This is a genomic window from Holophagaceae bacterium (genome assembly GCA_016720465.1).
Taxonomy (GTDB): Bacteria; Acidobacteriota; Holophagae; order Holophagales; family Holophagaceae; genus JANXPB01.
Genome location: JADKKO010000004.1, coordinates 655,779 through 677,135 on the forward strand (window position 1 = coordinate 655,779; position 21,357 = coordinate 677,135).

Annotated in this window: 18 protein-coding genes; 11 read left to right on the plus strand and 7 right to left on the minus strand. The window is 63.8% G+C overall.

Going from position 1 to position 21,357, the window contains the following annotated elements:
• The first annotated feature begins 28 nt into the window (after positions 1-28).
• From IPQ13_10210 to tnpA, 4 genes are all read left to right on the plus strand, one after another.
• On the plus strand, positions 29-2,020 hold the full coding sequence (locus IPQ13_10210; protein ID MBL0211266.1) for a PAS domain S-box protein: 1,992 nt from the start codon (positions 29-31) through the stop codon (positions 2,018-2,020).
• Between the two features lie 31 nt (positions 2,021-2,051).
• Positions 2,052-4,172, plus strand: a complete 2,121-nt coding sequence (locus IPQ13_10215; GenBank protein MBL0211267.1) for a hypothetical protein — start codon at positions 2,052-2,054, stop codon at positions 4,170-4,172.
• A gap of 80 nt (positions 4,173-4,252) precedes the next feature.
• Positions 4,253-5,071: a hypothetical protein gene (locus IPQ13_10220; GenBank protein ID MBL0211268.1), complete on the plus strand. Its 819-nt coding sequence runs from the start codon at positions 4,253-4,255 to the stop codon at positions 5,069-5,071.
• 263 nt (positions 5,072-5,334) lie between these two features.
• Complete coding sequence (tnpA, locus tag IPQ13_10225) at positions 5,335-5,766, plus strand: IS200/IS605 family transposase (protein ID MBL0211269.1); 432 nt, start codon at positions 5,335-5,337, stop codon at positions 5,764-5,766.
• A gap of 106 nt (positions 5,767-5,872) precedes the next feature.
• On the opposite strand, the gene IPQ13_10230 is transcribed toward tnpA, so the two are convergent.
• A complete protein-coding gene (locus IPQ13_10230) occupies positions 5,873-6,595 on the minus strand; it encodes a response regulator transcription factor (protein ID MBL0211270.1) in 723 nt (240 codons plus the stop codon).
• A 35-nt stretch (positions 6,596-6,630) separates the two neighbouring features.
• On the opposite strand from IPQ13_10230, the gene IPQ13_10235 reads away from it, so the two are divergent.
• Both IPQ13_10235 and IPQ13_10240 read left to right on the plus strand, forming a co-directional pair.
• Positions 6,631-7,608 carry a glycosyltransferase gene (locus IPQ13_10235; GenBank protein MBL0211271.1) on the plus strand — a complete coding sequence of 326 codons (978 nt, stop codon included), beginning with the start codon at positions 6,631-6,633 and terminating at the stop codon, positions 7,606-7,608.
• A gap of 10 nt (positions 7,609-7,618) precedes the next feature.
• Complete coding sequence (locus tag IPQ13_10240; GenBank protein MBL0211272.1) at positions 7,619-8,752, plus strand: hypothetical protein; 1,134 nt, start codon at positions 7,619-7,621, stop codon at positions 8,750-8,752.
• 103 nt (positions 8,753-8,855) lie between these two features.
• Here the strand turns inward: IPQ13_10240 and IPQ13_10245 are convergent, their stop codons facing one another.
• Positions 8,856-9,524, minus strand: coding sequence for a hypothetical protein (locus IPQ13_10245; protein ID MBL0211273.1), 669 nt, complete (start codon positions 9,522-9,524; stop codon positions 8,856-8,858).
• Between the two features lie 28 nt (positions 9,525-9,552).
• Entirely contained in the window at positions 9,553-10,113 is a 561-nt protein-coding gene (locus IPQ13_10250) for a ferritin-like domain-containing protein (protein MBL0211274.1), read from the minus strand.
• Positions 10,114-10,287: 174 nt separating this feature from the next.
• Between IPQ13_10250 and IPQ13_10255 the strand changes: the two genes are divergently transcribed.
• On the plus strand, positions 10,288-12,483 hold the full coding sequence (locus tag IPQ13_10255) for a protein kinase (protein ID MBL0211275.1): 2,196 nt from the start codon (positions 10,288-10,290) through the stop codon (positions 12,481-12,483).
• Positions 12,483-12,812, plus strand: a complete 330-nt coding sequence (locus IPQ13_10260) for a hypothetical protein (GenBank protein ID MBL0211276.1) — start codon at positions 12,483-12,485, stop codon at positions 12,810-12,812. The genes IPQ13_10255 and IPQ13_10260 overlap by 1 nt, the downstream gene beginning before the upstream one ends.
• 3 nt (positions 12,813-12,815) lie before the next feature.
• On the opposite strand, the gene IPQ13_10265 is transcribed toward IPQ13_10260, so the two are convergent.
• Together IPQ13_10265 and IPQ13_10270 are read right to left on the minus strand one after the other, a co-directional pair.
• The gene (locus IPQ13_10265) at positions 12,816-13,454 is read right to left on the minus strand and encodes a riboflavin synthase (protein ID MBL0211277.1); all 639 of its coding nucleotides are present in this window, start codon (positions 13,452-13,454) and stop codon (positions 12,816-12,818) included.
• A 93-nt stretch (positions 13,455-13,547) separates the two neighbouring features.
• A complete protein-coding gene (locus IPQ13_10270) occupies positions 13,548-15,113 on the minus strand; it encodes an amino acid permease (protein MBL0211278.1) in 1,566 nt (521 codons plus the stop codon).
• Positions 15,114-15,264: 151 nt separating this feature from the next.
• On the opposite strand from IPQ13_10270, the gene IPQ13_10275 reads away from it, so the two are divergent.
• From IPQ13_10275 to IPQ13_10285, 3 genes are read left to right on the plus strand one after another with little or no spacing between them, the layout of a single operon-like run.
• A complete protein-coding gene (locus IPQ13_10275; protein ID MBL0211279.1) occupies positions 15,265-16,248 on the plus strand; it encodes a DUF58 domain-containing protein in 984 nt (327 codons plus the stop codon).
• The gene (locus IPQ13_10280; GenBank protein ID MBL0211280.1) at positions 16,238-16,690 is read left to right on the plus strand and encodes a cytidine deaminase; all 453 of its coding nucleotides are present in this window, start codon (positions 16,238-16,240) and stop codon (positions 16,688-16,690) included. Before IPQ13_10275 ends, IPQ13_10280 begins: the two co-directional genes overlap by 11 nt.
• A 48-nt stretch (positions 16,691-16,738) precedes the next feature.
• A complete protein-coding gene (locus tag IPQ13_10285) occupies positions 16,739-19,636 on the plus strand; it encodes a tetratricopeptide repeat protein (GenBank protein ID MBL0211281.1) in 2,898 nt (965 codons plus the stop codon).
• Between the two features lie 65 nt (positions 19,637-19,701).
• Here the strand turns inward: IPQ13_10285 and IPQ13_10290 are convergent, their stop codons facing one another.
• Both IPQ13_10290 and def read right to left on the minus strand, forming a co-directional pair.
• Entirely contained in the window at positions 19,702-20,628 is a 927-nt protein-coding gene (locus IPQ13_10290) for a methionyl-tRNA formyltransferase (GenBank protein MBL0211282.1), read from the minus strand.
• The gene (gene def, locus IPQ13_10295) at positions 20,625-21,131 is read right to left on the minus strand and encodes a peptide deformylase (protein ID MBL0211283.1); all 507 of its coding nucleotides are present in this window, start codon (positions 21,129-21,131) and stop codon (positions 20,625-20,627) included. The genes IPQ13_10290 and def overlap by 4 nt, the downstream gene beginning before the upstream one ends.
• Positions 21,132-21,357: the final 226 nt, after the last annotated feature.

Sequence of the window (21,357 nt, forward strand, 5' to 3'; positions counted from 1 at the left end):
CTGTTTCCCTCAACTACAACCAAAGCCTATGGTCCAGTTCAATACACGAGCGAATGAGATTCTCCTGAAGCTGGTCTACTACGGGCCCGGCTTGTCGGGGAAGACGACGAATCTGCAGACGCTCCATGCGCTTTGCCAGGACCAGCAGCGCGGCGAGATGTTCAGCGTCAACACCCAGGAGGACCGCACCCTCTTCTTCGACCTGCTGCCCATCAACCTGGGCTACATCTACGGCAACTCCATCCATCTCCAGATCTACACGGTGCCGGGCCAGGTGCAGTACGACGCTTCGCGGCGGGTGGTGCTGGGGGGGGCCGACGGCGTGGTCTTCGTGGCCGATAGCTCCGAGTCCAAGATGCAGGACAACGTGGATTCGCTTTCGAACCTGTACCACAACCTCAATGCGAACCGCCTGAACATCAAGCAGATCCCCTTCGTGCTCCAGTACAACAAGCGCGACCTCTCGGATGCCATGCCGGTGGGGGTCATGAACCGCCGGCTGAATTTCCGCAATGTCCCGTATTTCGAGGCCGTGGCGAACCGCGGCCCGGGCGTCATGGACACCTTCCTGGCCATCACCCGCGAAACGGTGAGCAGCACCTTCAAGAAGTACCACCTGGACAAGAAGATCAAGGACTTCGATGAGATGCTGAACCTCATCGACTCCAATATCCGGTCCAACATGCGGGAGCTGCCGATTCCGCCGGACTCCCTCAGCCAGCCCGAGTCCACGGTGATGCGCCACAGCGACGTGAGCGTGTCGGACCTGGTTCCCGGCAAGGTGGTCGACGCCAGCGAGCTGCTCGAGGATGCCCTGAAATCGAACATGGAGACCGCGCGCCTCTATTCGGAGCTGAAACAGACCAAATCGACCCTGGAACAGAAGAACGCCGAGATGAACCAGCTCTACGCGCAGCTGGAGAGGGCCAACCAGGACAACCTCAAGACCCGCCGCTACCTGGAAGGCATCATCCAGGGCGTCGGCGAGGCCATCATCTCCTTCAGCTCCGACGGCAAGATCCTCACCTGGAACATGGCCGCGGAACAAATGTTCGGCCACGCCCGGGCGGACATTGTGGGCCAGACCATGCAGCTGCTCACCCCGGCATCGAAAAGCTGGGAGATCTCCCAGGCCGCCACCTTGATCAGCCAGGGGCAGTCCCTGCGCGACATGCAGACCACTCGGCTCCGCAAGAACGGCGAGGAGTTCCCGGTGAGCATTTCCTATGCTCCGGTGCTGGGCGCCGATGACCGCGTGCTGGCTTTCTCCGCCCTGGTGAAGGACCTGGGCGAACAGAAGGAGCTGGAGAAAAAGCTCGTGGATTCCCAGGGTCAATCGGGCATGGGGAGGGTCCTGCCCATCATCCTCGACGCGCTGCAGGCCCGCATGAACCCCATCGTGGTGCAAAGCCGGCTCCTGCAGGAAAGCGCGATCGATCCGGCCCAGGCGGCGCAGGCCCAAAAAATCATCCATGCCGTGGATTCCATGCAGGCCCTGATGCGGCCCATCAACCTGGTGCTGAATCCGCCCTCCCTGAAGCTGGAGGCCACCCAGCTGAACCGGCTGGTGCTGGAAGCCCAGAAGCGCGTCGAATCCGAAGCCGCGGCCGCGGGCGTGGCGCTGGATGTGAGCCTCGACCCCACCGCGCCCGACGCCAGCCTCGATGCCGAACAGATGAGGGAAGGCCTCGTGGGCCTGCTGCGGAACGCGATCTTCTCGGCGGCGAAAGCCCCCCAGAAACGGGTGCGCGTCGCCACCCGGCGGGTGGGCGAGGCCATGCAGCTCGCGGCGCAGGACTCCGGCCCGCTGTTGAGCGAGGCCGCCCAGGCGGCCGCCTTCGATCTCGGCTCGGTGCGGGACCTGGATTCCATGGGGCTCGCGGTGGCCGCGGCGGTCATCCGGCAGCATGGAGGACGCCTGGTCATGCGCAGCCAGGAGGGATCAGGCAACACCATCATGGCGGAGATCCCCCTCGTTGCAGGCGCCGGGCAGCCGGGTCCGGCCGGCTCCCAGGAATGATGCTTCGAAGCCAATTGCGATAGGAGTCACCATGAAGACCAAGCTCGCATTCTTTCTCGCAACCGGAGCCATGCTGCTGGCGCAGGCTCCGGCCTCCGACCCGATTCCCCCCGCGCCGCGCCCCGACCGCGTGGGCGAACTGGAGCGCCTGGGCGAAGGGGGCCGGGATCTCATGATCGTCGGCGTCGAGGCGCCAGGCTTCGACAAGCTGAAGGCCACGCAGCGCAAGTACGCCTACTTCCTGTACCGGGCGGCCATCGCGGGCAACGACATCGCCTATTTCCAGAACCACCGCGCCGCTTTCGAGATCAAGGAGCTGCTGGAGCAGATCTACCTCCATAGCGAGGGGATCGACGCCGCCGCCATGGCGGGGCTCGAGGAGTACCTTAAACTCGTGTGGGCCCACCATGGCCAGTACGGCCACGACAGCCATCTGAAATTCGTCCCCCGGCTGCTCACCTTCAAGCAGCTCGAAAAGGCCGCGAAGCAGGCGCAGAAGAACGGCGCGGAATTCAACCTGCGCCGCGAAAGCCTGGGCAAGCGCCTGGCGCGCCTGCGCCCCCATATCTTCGATGCCAAGGTGGAGCCCATCCAGGTGAACCAGGTCGCGGGCGCCGACCCGGTGGCTACCAGCAGCAACGGCCTCTACGATCCGGGCCTGACCTCGAAGGAGATCCAGGCCCTGCCTCCGGAACTCCAGGGCAAGCTGAACGTCCGCTTCCTGCTGAAGAAGGACAAGAAAGGCCGGAAGGCCGCCGAAGCCGAAGAATTCAAGATCGGCGGCGTCTACGGCGACCAGCTGGAGCTGGTGAACTACTGGCTGGAAAAGGCGCTCGGCTACGTGGACAACGAGCAGATCGAGGTCGTCAAGGACGGCGTGAAGAAGATCCGCTTCGAGCCCATCGCGAACCAGCGGAAAGCGCTCGTGGACTTGATCACCTATTTCCAGACCGGCGACGAGAAATCCTTCAAGGACCACAGCGTGGCCTGGCTCAAGACCAAATCCACCGTGGACTACCTCAACGGCTTCTACGAGGTCTACAAGGATCCCCGGGCCGTCATCGGCAGCTACGAAGCCAACGTGAGCTTCCGCTCGGATTCCGACAAGATCGAGAAGCTGAGCCAGAACGCCCTCTACTTCGAAGCCAAGATGCCTTGGCCGGAGCTGTGGAAGCGCGCCAAGGTGGAGCCGCCCGTGGCCTCCGTGGTGAATGTCATCGTCGAGACCGGCGACAGCGGGCCCATGAGCGCCGCGGCCTACAACCTTCCGAACTATTCCGATATCCGCAAGGAATTCGGCTCCAAGAACGTGGTGCTGCTGAACATTGAAAGCGCGCAGAGCGCCAAGGTGAAAGAGCAGATCATCCAGGCTTTCAATCTGCCTGAGGACCAGGAATTGATCACCAAATTCGGTGATCTGGCCCGCCAATGGACCGTCTACATGCACGAAGTCATCGGCCATGGATCGGGCCAGCCCGATGCGAAATTGAATGGGCAGGATCCCGCCAAGGCCATTGGTGGCGTTTATTCAGCCCTTGAGGAATGCCGCGCTGATTGCGTGGCCCTGTACCAGTTCTTCGATCCGAAAGTGGTGGAGATCGGCGCCGTGAGCGAAGCGGATCAGATGGCCGCCGCCAAGGCCATGTACCTGGGTTACCTGGGCGGCCAGCTGCGCATGAACGGTCTGGTGCAGGGCGATACCATCCGCGAAGCCCACTACCGCGGGCGCCAGTTGGTGCTCAATTACCTCACGCAGCCGGGCGCCGATTTCGGCGTGGCCCTGGCGCAGAAAGACGGCCATGCCTTCGTGCAGGTCAACGATGTGCAGAAGGCCCGCGCGGGTGTCGGGGAGATCCTCGTCAAGCTCCAGACCTTCAAGTCGAACGGCGACAAGGAGGGCGTGGAGAAACTCTTCGCGGACTTCGGCACCAAGGTGAACAAGGACTGGCAGGCGGATGCCAAGGGCCGCATGGACGCCCTGAACCTGCCCCGCGCCCGCGCCTTCGTCTTCCCGCAGCTGGTGCCGGTCGTGGACCAGAAGAACGAGCGCGACATGCTCAAGGACGTCACCCTGGAAACCAAGGAGACCTTCACCGAGCAGATGCTCCGTTTCGGCCGCTGGGCCAAGAGCCGGGAGCTCGCGCCGAAATAGGCCCGAAACCGCGAATGGCGCGAATGGGACGCGAATAAACCTGTAAACAAACGCTTAACTCTCCGCGGGGGCGACCTGCTGTGGCCGTTATTGAATTGGTCTCAATTTTTCTTTCTCCCGTACTTATCGTTTGCGGGTGGCTTGGACGGGACTTCCTCCGAACCTGGCTCACAAGGCGTGTCGAGAACGAGTTCAATCAAAAACTCGAAATTCTGCGTGCTCAGCTACGAGAAAGCGAAGAGCGTCTGAAGGCGGACCTTCACGCGAGGGAGGCAGAAGTCACAGCGCTTCGCAACGGGGCACTGACAGCTCTCGGCAGCCGTCAGATCGCGGTGGATTATAGGCGCCTTGAGGCTGTGGATCAGCTTTGGTCAGCTGTTCTTGCACTGCTTCCGGCTCGAAGTTTGATGAGAAGCATGGCCGTCATCGAGTATGAGCCAGCAGCCGAAGCTGCTGAGGCAGATTCGAAGGTTCGGGAGCTATTCAGCTCTTTCGGGAACGAAGAAGTCCTGTTGCACCTTGATACGAGTAGCGCGGGAAAGGCCCGTCCCTTTGTTTCACTGTCCATTTGGGCCACCTACACCGCGCTTAGTGCGTTGAGCCACCATGCCGTTGTTCGATGGCACACGCTTAAAAGTGGATTAGGTACAAAAGGGCTCGTCAACAACGACGCCGTTGCTAACCTCATCAAGGTCGCTCTTCCACACAAGGCCAGTCTCATTGACGATTGGGGCCCATCAGGGTGGCACTACCTTTACGAAGAACTTGAGGCCAAACTCCTACAGGAATTCCAAACTATGCTTGAAGGTAAAGAAGCTGATGCATTGAGTTTGAAGCAAACTGCCGAAATCATACGGCTTGCAAATGAGATCACTATCAGAGATTCCACCAAGGTGTAGTTGTCATGGAAAGTGAGAGTTCGTGACTGCTTGAAGGGCCGAGAATGGCAGTTCAATGGATTCGAATGGGACTCGAATGAAAATTTAGGGAAAGGACGATTTGTTAATTCGCGTTCATTCGCGTTTTTCGCGGTTCCAATTTTATTTATCCCAGGAAAACCCCCGGCTCTGCCGGGGTGACAGCAGAAGTTTGACATTCAAGGGAGTCCATCTCGGAAACTCATTCTTGTGAGCCGCCAAGCACACACAGGAGGAGAACCAAGATGGACCTGACTGAAAGTCTAAGCCACTCGAAATGGGAGTGTAAGTATCACATCGTCTTCATTCCGAAGTGTAGGAGAAAGACACTTTACGAAAAGCTGCGGCCACATCTGGGTGAGGTGTTCCGGAAGTTGGCGGAGCAGAAGGAGAGTCGAATCGAGGAAGGGCACCTGATGGCTGACCACGTTCACATGCTGATCTCGATTCCACCGAAGTATGCGGTGTCGCAGGTGATCGGGTTCATCAAAGGGAAGAGCGCGATCCATTTGGCGCGGGTGTATGGAGAGAGCAAGCGCAATTTCGTCGGGCAGCACTTTTGGGCACGAGGGTATTTCGTGTCAACGGTGGGGCGCGACGAAGCGGTGGTGCGGGATTACATCCGGCACCAAGAAAAAGAGGATCAGAGATTTGAACAACTTTCACTCTTTCGCTAAGGTCGCCACCGTAAGGTGGCTCAACGAAATGGGGCCGCGTTAGCGGCCCCACCCAGCCGCTTTGAGCGGCTCACTTGATAAAGCCCCCGGCTCTGCCGGGGGATATTTACTCTTCGCCCTTCCTCAGCTTCCCCTCCGGGTCGAACTGGTACCCCACGCTTCTTAGGGTGTGCACCCACCGCGGGTGATGCGCGTCCACTTCCATGACGCGGCGGAGGCGGACGATGAAGTTGTCCACGGTGCGCGGCGTGGGCTCGGCGTCTTCGCCCCACACGCGGTCGATGATCTCCTGGCGGCTCACCACCTGCCCGGCGCGCTCCATGAGGAGCTTCAGGATCATGCATTCCTTCACGCCCATGGTGAAAGGCCCTTGGGGCCCTTCGCCGCAGAAATTCTCGAAATCCACCCAGAAATCGCCGAATTTCTGGCGGCCGCCGAAGGTGCGGTTGCGGTACCAGGCTTCGCGGCGCAGGATGGCCCGCACGCGGGTGAGCAGTTCCCGCACCTGGAAGGGCTTGCCCAGGTAGTCGTCCCCGCCGGTTTCGAAGCCATGGACCCGGTCGTCCTCGGTGTTCTTGGCGGTGAGGAACAGGATCGGCGTGTAGTTCTTGGCCTCGCGGATGCGCTCGCAGACGCTGAACCCGTCCATGCCCGGCAGCATCACGTCGAGGATCACCAGATCATATTTTTCCGCCAGGATGCGCTTCAGGGCCTCATCCCCGCGGGTGATCCAGATGCAGGGCAGGCCCTCCATCTCCAGGTTCAGCTTGATGCCCTCGGCCAGGCTCAACTCGTCTTCCACCAGCAGGATGTTGGGGCCATCGTTCATATCGTTCTCCGAGGAGCTGACAGTAGAATAGCCTCATGAGCCCTTATCTATCTGTAGTCATCCCCATCTACAACGAGGAAGCCAACATCCCGCAGCTCTGGGAGCGGCTCGTCAAGGTCCTGGACGGGAATTTCGGCGGGGACCGGGACTGGGAGCTTATCTTCACCGATGACGGGAGCAAGGACCGTTCGCTGTCCATGCTGTTGGAGATCGCCAAGGCCGAGCCGCGCGTCAAGGTTGTGGAATTCAACCGCAACTACGGCCAGCACTCGGCTATTTTTGGAGCCCTGTCCGAGGTGGAGGGCCGGGTGGTGGTGACGCTGGATGCGGATCTGCAGAATCCCCCGGAGGAGATTCCGAAACTCGTGGCGAAGGTCGAAGAGGGCTACGACGTTGTGGGCGGGTGGCGCCAGGGACGGGAAGAGAATGATTCCATCCTCCGGCGCCTGCCCAGCAAGGTCGTGAATGCCATCACGCGCCGGACCACGGGCGTCAAGCTGCACGACTACGGCTGCATGCTGCGGGCCTACAGCCGGGAAGTGGTGGATGCGATGCTGCTGTGCAAGGAGCGCAGCAGTTTCATCCCCGCCCTGGCGAACTCCTTCGCCAAGCGCATCACCGAAGTGCCCGTGGCCCACGCGGAGCGGGCGGCCGGGGATTCGAAATACGGGCTATGGAAGCTCATCAACCTGCAATTCGACCTGTTGACCTCCTTCAGCCTGCTGCCTCTGCAGATGCTCTCCGTGCTGGGCGTCCTGGTGAGCGCCCTGGGCATGGGCTTCGGCGTGTATCTGTTGATCTACCGGGTGCTGCACCCCGACCGCACGGTGGAAGGGGTGTTCACCCTGTTCGCCATCCTGTTCATCTTCATTGGCGCCCAGTTCCTCGCCTTCGGATTGCTGGGCGAATACATCGGCCGCATCTACGTGGAAGTGCGGGACCGGCCACGGTACATGGTGAAGAAGGTGCATCAACAACAAGTCGAGGGTCGAGGGTCGAGGGTCGAGGGCTGAGGTGGGCATCATGTCAGGCCTGCGAGCCCTTGCCACGAGGACCCTGCCCATCCTGATCCAGGTCACGCCCTTGCTTGCCCAGGACAAGGTGGAGGCACCGGTCGGGAATGCTTCGCCTTCTCCGCAGCCCTACCTCTTCTATAAGCCCAAGGATTATGGTTCCGAATCCCAGTTCAATCCGCTGGCTTCGTTCATCACCTGGTCCTACGACACGCTGCAGGTGCCGGAGAGCTTCAACGATTTCAACATGTCGAAGCACTGGGAAACCGTGCGCTTCGACCTGCAGCATCCCAACAATGCCATCCAGCGCCAGGGCGGCTGGAATGCCTTCATCAACCGCCAGATCCTTCCCTACCGGGGTGGCCGCGCCGATTGGGTCCCCAATTATTCCCTGCATCTGCTGGGCGGCGGCATGGTGTACCGCAAGAACGCGGAGTGGTTCGAGGCCCATGGCGTTCCGTATCCCAAGCTCACTTCGGCCCTGATCGGAACCGCTGCAGAACTGCTTCAGGAAACGGTGGAGAAGACCTCCACCAAGCCCGACGACGAGATCGCCGATGTATATCTTTTCCGGCCCCTCGGAATGCTGCTTTTCAATTGGGATCGGTTCGCGCGCTTCGCCGCGGAAGACTTGCACCTGGCGGAATGGAACGGGCAGCCCATCTATGAGCCGGACTATGCGCGGCCTTCGGGCGCCAAGGGCCGGATCACCAATGTGAGCCAGAATTTCGTGGTGCGCCCGGTGATCGGCGGGCCCGATGCGGCGCGCCCCTTCATCTATTTCGGGCTCACGACCCTGGTGGGGCTGTCCCATTCGGTCACGAGGTCCGACAGCTTTTCATGGGGCTTCGGCGCCTCCATCCAGAAGGCCCAGGACCCCACCATCACCCATTTCAGCGCCGGTCTCTTCTACGACCGCAACGACTCGCTGCTGGCTTCGCTGATCTTCAACGGCACGGATGATCTCAAGGTGCGCCTGAACATCTATCCAGGCTTCGTGGGCACCGGAAAGTGGTGGTCGCCGGGCATCTACGTGGGCCTCGGCGGCAAGGGCCGCCTCAGCGCCGGCCTCACGCTCCGCGTGTTTCCGGTGGGCTGGGGCCGCACCCAGCATCCGACGCCGGCGATCCCGCCGCCGCGTTAGTCCCAAGTCTCAAGTCCCGAGTCGCAAGACCCAAGTCCCAAGCCCCAAGCCCGCACGAATGCTGCATCGGGCTTCCTTGAGACTTGAGTCTTGAGACTTGGGACTAATACGAGCCCTCGTCCTTCATGGGCGGATAGTCCTTCCCGAATTTGTTCTTGTGCGGCTCGAAGGGGGGGAGGTTCGCGCTCAGGGTCCACTCGCCGCGGACGCTGCCCTCGCCGATGGTGATGGGGAAGACCCTTTCGCCGGTCTCGGGATGCCAGAGCTTCAGCCGGTAGGTGCCGCTGGGGATTCCTTCGAAGGCCAGGCCCGCCTTGCCATCCAGCACTTGGGCGTAGGGGGTTTCCAGGACCCACAGGAATGCGTTCATCTTGTGGTGGACATTGCAGTACAGCTTCACCAGGCCTGGCTTGGCCAGCTTGACGGGCGGCGGCGTGTCGCCGGGCTCGTACTGGCCCGTGTCGAAGGGCACGGCGCAGCAGACGCTGAACACGTTGTGGACGATGGAGTCCTGGTTCGGAAAGGCGACCAGGCTGCCGGGCGTGGTCCAGGCCACGCGGGGGGAGAACCGCTTGCCTACCGTCCGGATGCGCAGCAAGGGGCGTTTCGACATGTTGGGCCTGGGCGCCGACAGCGGTTCCAGGATGGCGATGACATCCTTCAGGGTTTCCCGCGGTTTTCCAGTCTTATCCACCACCTTCACCGGGCCGGAGAGGCCCCCGGCCAGGAGGGGAATGGCCAGCAGCGCCAGCATGGATGACTTGAGGGGCATAGGGACTCCGTCAGGCGTCCCAGGAAGCCTACTCCAATTCATCGATCTGGCTGTAGAACCCGGCCGGCGCTTTCCCCAGGGCCGCGCGCAGGATGGCGGCATGGCTCACTTCATCGCCCATGATCCGGGCCGCGGCCTCCAACAAAGCCTTGGTCTTGAACTGCGATATCGCGGCCTGGTAGGCCCTGGCGGCCTTCATCTCCAGGAACAGGGCCAGCCGCAGCACATCGGCTTCGGATTTCAGTTCAAAGGCACTGAAGTCGTAGTCTTTCTTGGGGTCCGCAGGAGAACCGCCCAGGTTTTTAATGACAGCGCTGAGGGCTTCGCGGTGGCTTTCATGGCTGCCCTTGAAGGTGCCGCCCACGGCCAGCACGCCTTTGCTCAGCAGGCCCGAGCCGCCCGCCAGCCCGTAGGCGTAGATGGCCGTGTGCTCCAGCACCAGTGCGCCGTTGAGTATGCTCAGGTCCCCGGTGGGCCGGGCATCCCCGCCGGGGGCGGCCTCGGGTTTGCGGCAGCCCAGCAGGCCTCCGGAGGCGGTCAGCACGGCCCCTCCCATCAACGCGCTGAGGAACAAGCGGCGGTCGGACATGGTCGCTCCAGGCATGGACATCGAGGGTGAAGGTGGATTTTTAGGCACTCTGTATCGCTTAAAGGTTTGGATGCCAGGAACCCTTGGCACGTGCCACTCCTTTTGCGCATCGAAGGCAAGAACGGAAGGCCGCTAAGATTGTCCAAACCCGTTTCCCCTTCTCCGAGGTCCGCCATGAGCCGTGAAGTGCGCTGGTACCGCTCGCTCGCCTGGAAGTTCTTCCTCCGCACGAGCGTGACCATCCTGGTGATCATCGGCGTGCTGGTCTTCATCACCTCCACGGTGGCGGACCGGAAGGCGCGGGAATCCGCCGGGGCGCAGATGCTCTCCGCCAGCCAGGTGGTGGACCGCACCTTCGAGCAGCAGGGCAAGATCATGGACGCGGGGCTGGAGGTCTTCACCCAGTATTCGGCCAATCTGGCGAACATCGAAAAGGGCGATTACTCGTCCGTGCGCGACACCTTGTTGGACAACCTCTCCCGGCTCAATTCCCAGATCGCCGTGGTCATCCGCCCCTCGGGCGCCCTGCTCTCCTGCACCACCGACGGCGTCAAGCAGGACTACAACGACGTGGGGATCGTGCAGATGGCCATGTACCCGGATGAAGCCAGGAAGGCGGGCTATCCCGGCCCTTCCTACCGCGGCTTCTTCAAGATCGACGAAGGGAAATTCAAGGGCGTCTACCATGCGGTGGCCCGGTCCATCTCGACCCCCGGAGGCGCTTCCCTCGGCGTCATGCTGGTGGGCAACAGCCTCAGCGACGAGGCCGCCAAGGAGCTGCGGTTCGTGTCCCTGCCCCCGGGCCGGAAAGGCGACCTGCCGCCCCATTTCGGGTTGTTGAGCCAGTTCCAGATCCAGGGGCTCACGGTGGCGGATGCGAGCCAGCGCGATGCGCTGCAGCGGGCGATTTCCACGGGGGACGGCTTCAAGGCGGCCCAGGCCGGAGTCCTGGCCGGGCAGAGGTCCGCCACGATCCCCGTTGCCCTGGAAGGCAGGCCCTACCTCGCGGTCCTGGCGCCCTTGAAGGGAGTCAACGCTCTGGATCTCAGGATCGCAGACGTGGTGATGATGCCTCTCGAACCCTTCCTGGCGCCTTTCGTGACCATCCGCAACGTGATCCTCGCGACCGGGGCGGGCGGGCTGCTCCTCGCGATGATCTTTTCGCTGACCTCCAGCCGCGCGGTGACCTCGCCCCTGTCGGCCCTGGCCCGCGCCACGGCCCAATTGGCCGAAGGAGAAAGGCCCGAGATTCCGGCGCTCAACAGCCAGGATGAGGTGGGCTACCTCACCCAGGCCTTCCGGGCGATGCTCTCGGAGCTGAAGGCGAAGGATGAATTGCTGGCGGCCCTCGAGCACCTGGACCCGAAGGACGGTCGCCGGGGCATGGGTGCGGAGATGGAATCCGTGGCGCAGAGCCGCGTCAGCATGAGCGCCGTGGATGTGGACGCCACCATCATGCTGGCCACGACGTCCCAGGTGATGCGCGGCGAAGACCCCTCGCCCCAGCGGAAGCGGGTGACCCTGAAGGAAGGCGAGATTTTCGCAGGCCGATACCGCATCGAGAACATCCTGGGGAAGGGCGGCATGGGCATCGTGCTGAAGGCCCACGACCAGCAGTTGGACGAGGACGTGGCCCTGAAGATCATCCGGCCCGAACACGACCTTTCCACGGGCTTCCTGGAGCAGCTCAAGCAGGAGATCAAACTGGCCCGGAAGATCACCAACAAGTACGTGCTGCGCACCCATGACTTCGGCGAGTTCGAAGGCCTGCCCTTCGTTTCCATGGAATACCTGAAGGGCGTCACCTTGAAACAGCTCCTGGACGACCGGGGCAGCCTGCCCATCGGCCTGGTGCTCCGCATCGGCCGCCAGGTCTCGGAGGGCCTGGAGGCCGCGCACGGCGAGGGCGTAGTGCACCGCGACATCAAGCCGTTGAACATCCTGTTCGATGCCCGCGGCGACGCCAAGATCATGGATTTCGGCCTGGCCGCGCCGGTGGCCGCCAAGGGCTCCTCGGCCGAGGGCCAGGTCTTCGGCACGCCGCGCTACATGTCCCCGGAGCAGGTGAGGGGCGAACGGGTGGATCCCCGCACGGACCTCTACGCGCTCGGCGTGATGCTCTTCGAGCTCTCCACGGGCTTTCCGCCTTTCGAGCATGCGGTCATCACGGAGCTGCTGCGCATGCACCTGAGCACCCCGGTGCCCAGAGCCAAGGAACTGGCTCCGGACCTGCCCGAGGGCTTTTCCTTCCTCCTGGAGCGGCTCATGGCCAAACGCATCGAAGACCGGCCCGCTTCGGCGATGGAAGTGGTGGAAATCCTCAAGCTCCTAGCCGCCGGCGGTTCGGGCGAAACGAAGCGGGTGGCGTGATGGACCGCCGGGAGCTGCTGCTGGCCCTCGCTGCCGTGGCCGCCAGCGGGAGCCCCTTGCTGGCCGGGGGGAAGATCAAAAAGGGCGATTGCGCTTACAAGGGATTCAAGCTCCACGGGAAAGTCCAGATCGTGGACCATTTTCCGGACCTCAAGATCCAGATCGTCGACCATTTTCCCGACCTGAAGGTGCAGAAGGTGGAGCACTTCCCCAACGCCTGCGGCCAGTGGCAGATCGTGGAGCATTTCCCGGATTTCAAGGTGCAGATCGTCGACCATTTCCCGGATCTCAAGATCCAGTGGGTGGACCATTTCCCTGGCGTGCCCTGAATCCTAGCCTTCCTCGAAGCCCCGCTGCGCGAAGCGGCTCAGTTTTTCGTCCACATCCCGCATCTGCAGCGCCCGCGCCACGTAGCGGCCGATCGGGTCGGCCTCCAGGTTCACGGCGTCGCCGGGCTTCATGGACGCCAGGGCCGTGCGCTTCACGGTTTCCGGGATCAGGGCGACGCTGAACCAATCGCGGCCGCAGTCCACGACCGTCAGCGAGATGCCGTCCACGGCGATGCTGCCCTTGGGGGCCGTCATGGGCGCGAAAAAGGAAGGCATTGTGAACCGCCACAGCCCCTCGCCTCCGGGCCGCTCCAGCAGGGCGCCCAGGCCGTCCACGTGGCCGCTGACCAGATGCCCGTCCAGCGGATCGCCCACCCGGAGGCTCGGCTCCAGGTGCAGCGTGGCGCCGATGGACAAGCGGCCCAGGGTGGTCTTGGCCAGGGTCTCTTCGCTCAGCTCCGTTTCCCAGGCCCGCTCGTCGCAGAGCACCGAGGTCAGGCAGGCTCCGTTCACGGCGATGCTCGCCCCCAGCTCGGCGTGGTCCAGCACCTCCTGGGCGGCCGCGATGCGCAGCCGGGCCCCGCCGCTCCGGGGGCTGCGGGATTCCAGGGTGCCAAGGTGGCGGATCAGACCGGTGAACATGGGTGTCTACAGCCTAGCGCGTGGGTTCCAAGTCTCGAGTCGAAAGTCGAAAAGTCAAAAAGTCAAAAAGTCGAAAAGTTAAAGGGCTACGGCCTAGGCATCGCCGTTCTGCAGCGCGCTTTTCCGTGCGCCGTAGGCGAAATAGATGGCCAGGCCGATGGCGAGCCAGACCACGAAGCGGATCCAGGTGAGCCAGGGCAGGCCCAGGGCGAACCAGACGCAGCCGACGATCCCCGCGGGAGCCAGGACCCACATGGCGGGCATCAGGAACTTGCGGGGGGACTCGGGGCGGCGGTGGCGCAGGACCATCACCGCGACGCAGACCACCGCGAAGGCGAAGAGGGTCCCGATGTTGGTGAGTTCCACCACTTCATCGATGTTCAGCAAGGCCGCGGGGATGGCCACGATGAAGCCCGTGAGGATGGTCGCGTTGGAAGGCGTCTTGAATTTCGGATGGATCTTGCCGAACCAGGGGCCCAGGAGGCCATCGCGGCTCATGGACATGAAGATGCGCGGCTGGCCCACCTGGTAGACCAGCAGCGCCGCCGTGGTGGCGATGACGGCGCCGAAACTGATCACGGCGGCGATGGCGGCCATCCGGTGCTCGGTGAAGATGTAGGACAGCGGGTCGGCGATGCCGCCCAGCTTGGTGTAGTGCACCATCCCCGTCGTGACCAGCGCGACGGCCGCGTAGATCACGGTGCAGATGCCCAGGGACCAGAGGATGCCCAGCGGCAGGTCGCGGCCGGGGTTCCGGCATTCTTCCGCCGTGGTGCTCACCGCGTCGAATCCGATGAAGGCGAAGAAGATGATCGCCGCGCCGGCCTGGATGCCCTTGAATCCGTGGGGCACGAAGGGATGCCAGTTGGCCGGGGCGATGAACTGGATGCCGAGGCCCACCACCGTCAGCAGGATGACCACCTTGATGACCACCATGATGCTGTTGGCGCGGGCGCTTTCCTTGATGCCGATGTAGCAGAGCCAGGTGATGAGCACGGTGATGATCACCGCGAGCAGATTGATGGTGACCGGGAAGCCGCCGATGGTCGGGGCGTTCTTGAGCACGTCCCAGTGGGCGAAGGTGGCCGCCCCGTCGGCCAGCCCGGCCTTGGCATCCGCGATCACGTGCAGTTTGTCGGACAGGCCGAGTTTCTCCACGCCCGCGCCGAGCTTCAGCGCCGTGCGCGGATCCATGGCCAGCCAGCCGGGAATATCCACGTGGAAGACATTCGACAGGAAGCTCCGCGCATAGTCGCCCCAGGAAATGGCCACGGCGACATTGGAGACCGCGTATTCCAGCAGCAGGTCCCAGCCGATGATCCAGGCCATGAGTTCGCCCAAGGTCGCGTAGGCATAGGTGTAGGCCGAGCCCGAGACCGGGATCATGGAGGCCAGTTCGGCATAGGCCAGCGCCGTGAAGCCGCAGATGAGGGCCACCAGCAGGATGCTCAGCACCAGGCTGGGGCCCGCGGGCAGGCGGCCGTCGGCCATGTTGCCCGCCGCCGCGGTGCCGATGCTTGAAAAGATCCCGGCGCCGATGATGGCGCCGATGCCGAACATCGCCAGGTCGAAGGCGCCGAGATTCTTCTTGAGCTGGTGTTCGGGCTCATCGGCCGTGGCCTTGAGCTGTTCGAGGGATTTCGTGCGGAAAAAATTCATGCGGCTCATTCCTGGATTTGAATCGTTTCAAGGGGAAAGATCCAGGGTATCAGGTGGGCTTTGGGCGGTAGGCGGTAGTCTGTAGGCAGCGCCACCGACGCGGCCCCGGGCCGCACCCGCCACCCATCGCCCACAGCCCATAGCCAAGCCCATGTTCCTTTGGAAAGACCGCCGACTCCGCTTGAACCTGACCCGCCTGGGGATCCAGTACCTGGTGGCCCTGTTCCTCGTGGGCGCTTTCTCGGTGAACACCGGAAACAACCTGTTGTACGTGATCTTCTCCCTGATGCTCGGGCTGTTCCTGGTCTCGGGCTGGGTGAGCCGCGCGGCGCTCCGGGGCCTGGCCCCGGCCTCCCTGGAAGAGGGCAACCTGTTCGCGAGGGTGAGGGGCGGCCTGCGGGTCAGGTTCAAGGACAAGGCCCCGGCGCGCCTGCGGGCCCTGGAGGTGCATCTGGAAATGGAAGGCGGCCGGGTCGAGCCGGGCTTTCTCGCGGGGGGCGACAAGACCGCCGGGGAGCCGCTGCTCGTGCTTCATGCGCGTTGTGAAAAGCGCGGGTGGACCAAAATCAGCAGCCTGGAGATCCGCACCAGCTATCCCTTCGGCTTCGTCGAAAAAGCCCTTCGCTTCACCCTCGACCAATCGGTCCTCGTGTTGCCCCATCCCCGCACCAACATCCTGCCGCCGCGCGCGCCGAAAGGGGAGGTCCGCCGCAACATTCCGGTGGCCGGCGAGAGCAGCCCCGAGGGCTCCCGGCCCCTCCGCCCGGGGGACGCCCCCAGCCGCGTGCACTGGAAACGCACAGCCCAGCGGGGCCATCCCTGGGTCCGCACCTTCGAGGGCGAGCAGCCCGAAGGCCTGCACCTCCGGCTGGAATTGAAGGATTGGGCGTCCGGCCGGCCCTTCGAACGGGAATTGGAGCGGCTTTCCGGCGCCATCCTCCAGGCCAGGCTCCAGAAGCGGGATGTCAGCCTGGAGATCTTCGGCGAAGGGTTCCGCCGGGAGGCCTTCGGCCATACCGCATGCTGGCGGGCCCTGGCCGTCGCCGAGCCCGAAGGCGTGGTGAATGCCGCCCTCATCCTCAACCCCACCGGTCCACTTGCCATCCCGATCCCTGGAGGCGCCCATGCCTTTTGAAACCGCCCAAGCCCCTGAATGGACGCCTTTGCTGAAGGCCGCCTGGGAGGCCAGAGGCAGGGCCCATGCGCCCTATTCGGGTTTCCAGGTGGGGGCCGCGCTCCTCCGCAGAGGCGGAAGCGTGGTGGCCGGATGCAATGTGGAGAACGCGAGCTACCCCATGTGCACCTGCGCTGAGCGCACGGCGGTGTGCGCCGCCGTGGCGGCCGGGATGAAGGAGGGCGAGCTGGAAGCGATCGCAGTGGTGACCGGCGCCGAGGTCCTGACGCCTCCCTGCGGGGCCTGCCGGCAGGTGCTCGTGGAATTCGCGGACGATCTGCCCATCCTGCTCGACAACGGCCGCCAGAGGGTGCTGCGCCATTTGAAGGACCTGCTTCCGGATGCTTTCACAGGCCGTAATTTCACCCCCCCTGGGCAAGACTCGTCGCATCGCCAGTTGTAGTAATCCGGGAGCCTTCCTACACTGACAGTAACTTCTGCCAGGCCACCCATGTCCATCGATCGAGCCAAAGTCACCAAGGAAGCCGACAAGCTATTGGCGGCTGGCCGCATCGACAAGGCCATCGAGGAGTACCGCAAGCTTCTGGATGACAATCCCAAGGATCTGCCGCTGATGAACCGCATCGGCGATCTGTGCGTCCAGGCCAAGCGCATCGGCGAGGCCATCGACCTGTTCAAACGCCTGGGCATGACCTATGAACGGGACGGCTTCACCCAGAAGGGCATCGCGGTCCTGAAGAAGGCCACGCGCCTGGCGCCGGATGACCTGGACATGAGCGGCCGTCTGGCGGATATGTACCGCCAGGTGGGGATGATCAAGGACGCCCTGCAGGTGCATCTGTCCGTGGCGGAATTCTTCACCAAGAAAGGCCTCATCAAACGGGCCCTCGAGGAATTCGCCAAGGTCGTGGAACTGGACCCCAAGAACCTCAAGAACAAGGTGAAGCTGGCGGACCTCTACAACAAAGAAGGGATGAAGGACCGCGCCGCGGCCATCTACCTGGAAGTGGCCGAGGCCCTGGCCATCGAGCAGATGCACACCGAGGCGAACCAGATCCTCGAGCGGGCCAAGTCCATGGTCAGCACGCCGCAGGTGTTCCTGACGCAGAGCCGCCTGGCGGTGATCCAGAAGGATCTCAGTGCCGCGGCCAGCCACCTGCGGGAAGGCCTCAAGGCCAATCCACGCAGCAATGAATTGCTGGAGGCCCTGGCCGAGATCGAAATCCAGAGCAAGAATCCGGACCGGGCCCTCGAAGCCCTGGGACAGATCCCCCAATTGCCCGAGAAGGCGCTGCAGCTCTGCGAACGCGCCCTGCGCGATCTACTGAAGGCCAACCGCGGCGAGGAAGGCCTGCGGCTGTTCAAGCCCATCGGCCGCGAATTCGCGCGGCGGGGCATGGGCGACAACGCCGCCAAGGCGCTGAAGAGCGCGCTGCAGGGCCACTGGTCCAGCGAAGCCTACATCCAGCTTGCGGAGATCGCGCATCAGAGCGGGAACCGCCAGGAGCAGGGTGCCGCGCTCCAAAACGCGTACAACCTCGCCACCCAGCAGAGGGACCAGAACCTCGCCGCGCACTTGGCCGAACAGCTCAAGGCCCTGGGCATCACGCCAGGGGAAGCGCCGGATGCCCCGCCCTCTTCGCCGGGAATGCCGGCCTACGCAGGTGCCTCCGAGCACACCATGGGCGGGGGCCGGCCCACCGACACCACCGAGATGGACCCGGTCAAACAGCTGCAGATCCAGCAACTGGTCCGGGAAGCGGAAGCCTACACCCGGTCGAAGTCCACGGACCGCGCGGTGGAGGCCTACAAGAAAATCCTCGAACTGGATCCCGCCTTCGACATCGCCATCGACAAGATCGCCGAGATCCACAAGGCCTCCGGCATTCTCAGCCGGGTGCAGATGCACTACGTCCAGACCGCCCAGGTCCTGGTGGGAAAGGGATTCAGGAACAAGGCTCTCGAGTTGCTGGACCGCGCCGAACAGATGTTCCCGGGTTCCACGCGCCTCCACCGCCGGACTTTGGGCCTCGTCGATGTCGCCGCTCCGCCTCCGCCGACCGCCCCACCGGCCCCGCCCCGGGCGCCGGCCCCGCCCCGCCCCGATCCCTTTTCCGCGCCGCCTCCGCACATGGCGGATTCCATCGCTTTGGGGCCGCCTCCCAGCGAGTCGCTGGGCGGAGTCCCCTTCAGCACGCTGCTGCCCCCGGAAACCAAAGGCGCCCCGGCACCTCCTCCGGAGATGTTGATCTCGTTGGATCTGCCCGGGGGCCTGCCGGCCATCCCCGCATCGGCGGCTTTGGAACCCGGCGCGCCGCTTGCACCATTGGCTCCCGCGGGCCCCGCCGCCGTCGAATCCGCCCAATTCAATCTTCCGACTCCCACCGATTCCATGGATTTCATGGCCGATCTGGATCTGGGGGCAGCGCCATCCTTCGGCCCCATGGGCTCGTCGCCTTTCGATTTCATCCCCCCGGAACCGGAAGCGCCGGCTGCCCCTCCGGCCCCAGCCGCCGAAGCGCCCGGCACGCCGCCCGAAGCCATGTTGACCATGCCCATGCCGCTCATGCCCATGCCTGGCGAGGTTCTGGGGGTCGGCGGAGAGCCCCCGACGCTGCCTGGCTTCCCGGTCTTCGAACCCTTGCCGGGCGCCATCGCCGCCACCGGCCCGGTGGTGGATGATGAGCTCGCGTCCGTCCTTTCGGACATCGATTTCCAGATGGACTACGGCAGCCCCGAGGAGGCCAAGGAAGAGATCGTCGCGGCGCTCCAGCAGTACCAGGACCATCCGGAGCTGCTGTCCCGCCTGAACCGCGCCGACGAAGCCCTGCGCAAGATCGGCGTGGAGGCCACCTCCAAGGATGACGATGATTTCAGCCACTCCTTCTTCGACCTCACCGACGTGCTCGGCGACGCCTTGCTCGAGACCGGCGAAGGCGAGGAGATGCACGATGCCACCAACGTGGTGGAGAAGGTGCAGAGCGTGGACGAGCTGTTCTCCGCCTTCCGGGACGGCGTCGAAAAGCAGGTCCAGGGCGACGATTACGACACCCACTACAACCTGGGCATCGCCTACAAGGAAATGATGCTGCTGGAGCCGGCCGTCGAGGAATTCAAGAAGGCCATGGTCGATCCGGAGCGCACCCAGGAATGCTGCTCCATGCTCAGCATCTGCGAGCTCGAGCTGGGCAACCAGGAGGCCGCCATCGATTGGCTGAACCAGGGCATCCACGCGCCCGGCTTCCCCCCCGAGGACAGCATCGGCCTGCGCTACGACCTCGGCGAATTGCTGCTGTCCGCGGGCCGCCGGGATGAGGCCAAGATCGAGTTCACGGCTGTCCACGACATGGATCCGGACTACAGGGAAGTGGCGGCCCGGTTGGCCTGATGCCGGTTGCGAGGTAGAGGCAGCAGGCGCGATGGGCGAAGCTCTGGCCGAGCTTCACCCAGACCTCAGACCTCGTGCCGAATGCCCGAAGCGCCCCAGGGCTGCAAGGCCTGCAGCGCGGGCTGCGCGGCCTTTCCGGGGCGCTGGAGGCGCGTGAGTTCCAGGGCCTGCCCATCCCCTGCGGCGAACCAGGCGCCCCCCTTGTCCCATCGCAAGGTGCCCGGGGCGTCGCTGCTGGGTTTCAAGGAACCTGCGCCGAGGACTTTGATGGGCTGGTTTTCCAGCAGCAATTCAATGCCGGGCCAGGGCTGCAGGCCCCGGACGCGGCGATGCAGTTCCAGCGCGGGCCTGGACGGATCCAGGCGGGACATGGCCTTGGTGAGCTTGGGGGCGAGGGTGGCGCCCGCGGAGTCCTGGGCTGCGGGGCGGGCTGTGCCGTCCAGCAGGGCGGGGAGGTGCTGCTCCAGCAGCGCCGCCGCATCGCAGGCCAATTGAGCGAGCAACGAATCCGACGTGTCCTGCATCGTGATGGGCCGCCGGCTCATGGCCAGGACCGGACCTTCATCGAGCCCTTCGGTCAGCCGCATGAGGCTGACGCCGGTCTCCGGGTCCCCGGCCAGGATGGCGTGGTTCACGGGCGCGGCTCCCCGCCAGCGGGGCAGCAGGGAGAAATGCAGATTCCAGGCGCCCAGGCGGCAGGATTCCAGCATCCAGGAAGGCAGGAGGTGCCCGTAGGCCACCACGATGGCCAGTTCAATGCCCAGGGACTCCCAGAGCGATCGCGCCGCTTCCGTCTTCCACCGTTCGGGCTGGTGCACCGCGAGGCCCAATTCCTGGGCGGCCGCGGCCACGGGCGGGGGGGTGAGCGCGCGGCCTCTGCCAACGGGCCGGTCGGGGTTGGAGAAGACCGCCTGGACCGGATGCGCCGCTGCCAAAACGCGGAGGGCCGGCACGGCGGCCTGGGGCGTGCCGAGAAAGGCGATGCGGGTCACGAGGCTTTGTGCTGCTTCTGATACCGGCGCTGGATGACCTGGCGTTTCACCGGACCGAAGTACTCCACGAAGAGCCTCCCGCGCAGATGGTCGATTTCATGGCAGTAGGCGCGCGCCATCAAGTCCTCGCCCCAGATCTCGTCCCAGGTCCCGTCGGGCCGGCGGTTCTTGATTTTCACTTTTTGCGGGCGCTCCAGCACCTCATGGATGCCGGGAATGGACAGGCAGCCCTCGGGGCCGGTCTGGCTGCCTTCTGTTTGGAGGATCTCGGGATTGATCAGGACGAGCTTCTGGGATGGATCCTCCCCGCAGGAGCAGTCGATCACCGCGAGATTGAGATTCACGCCGACCTGGGGGGCCGCCAGTCCGACGCCTTCCTCGTCCAGGGCCGTCTCGAACAGGTCCGCCACCAGCTGCTCCAGCTCCGGCGACCAGGGGCCCACATCGGCGCTGTTCTTTTTCAAGCGGGGGTCGCCCCAGGTGAGTATCGGTCGGACAGCCATGCATTCCTCGATCTTTAAGTTTAGGGGGGGTTACGAAATAATCAGCGCTTTTCTGATTAGTTCGTTACCCCCCCTTATGCCGGTCCACCATGGCACCGATTGACGTTATTTCGTCATAACGGCTTAGAAGGGGAGCGAAGCTTTGATAAGCTTGAAGATTCGGGCCGATGGCCACCCGGCTCCGCAGTCCCGCGGGGTTGGCGGCTTCGGGCCCCGCACCTGGAGA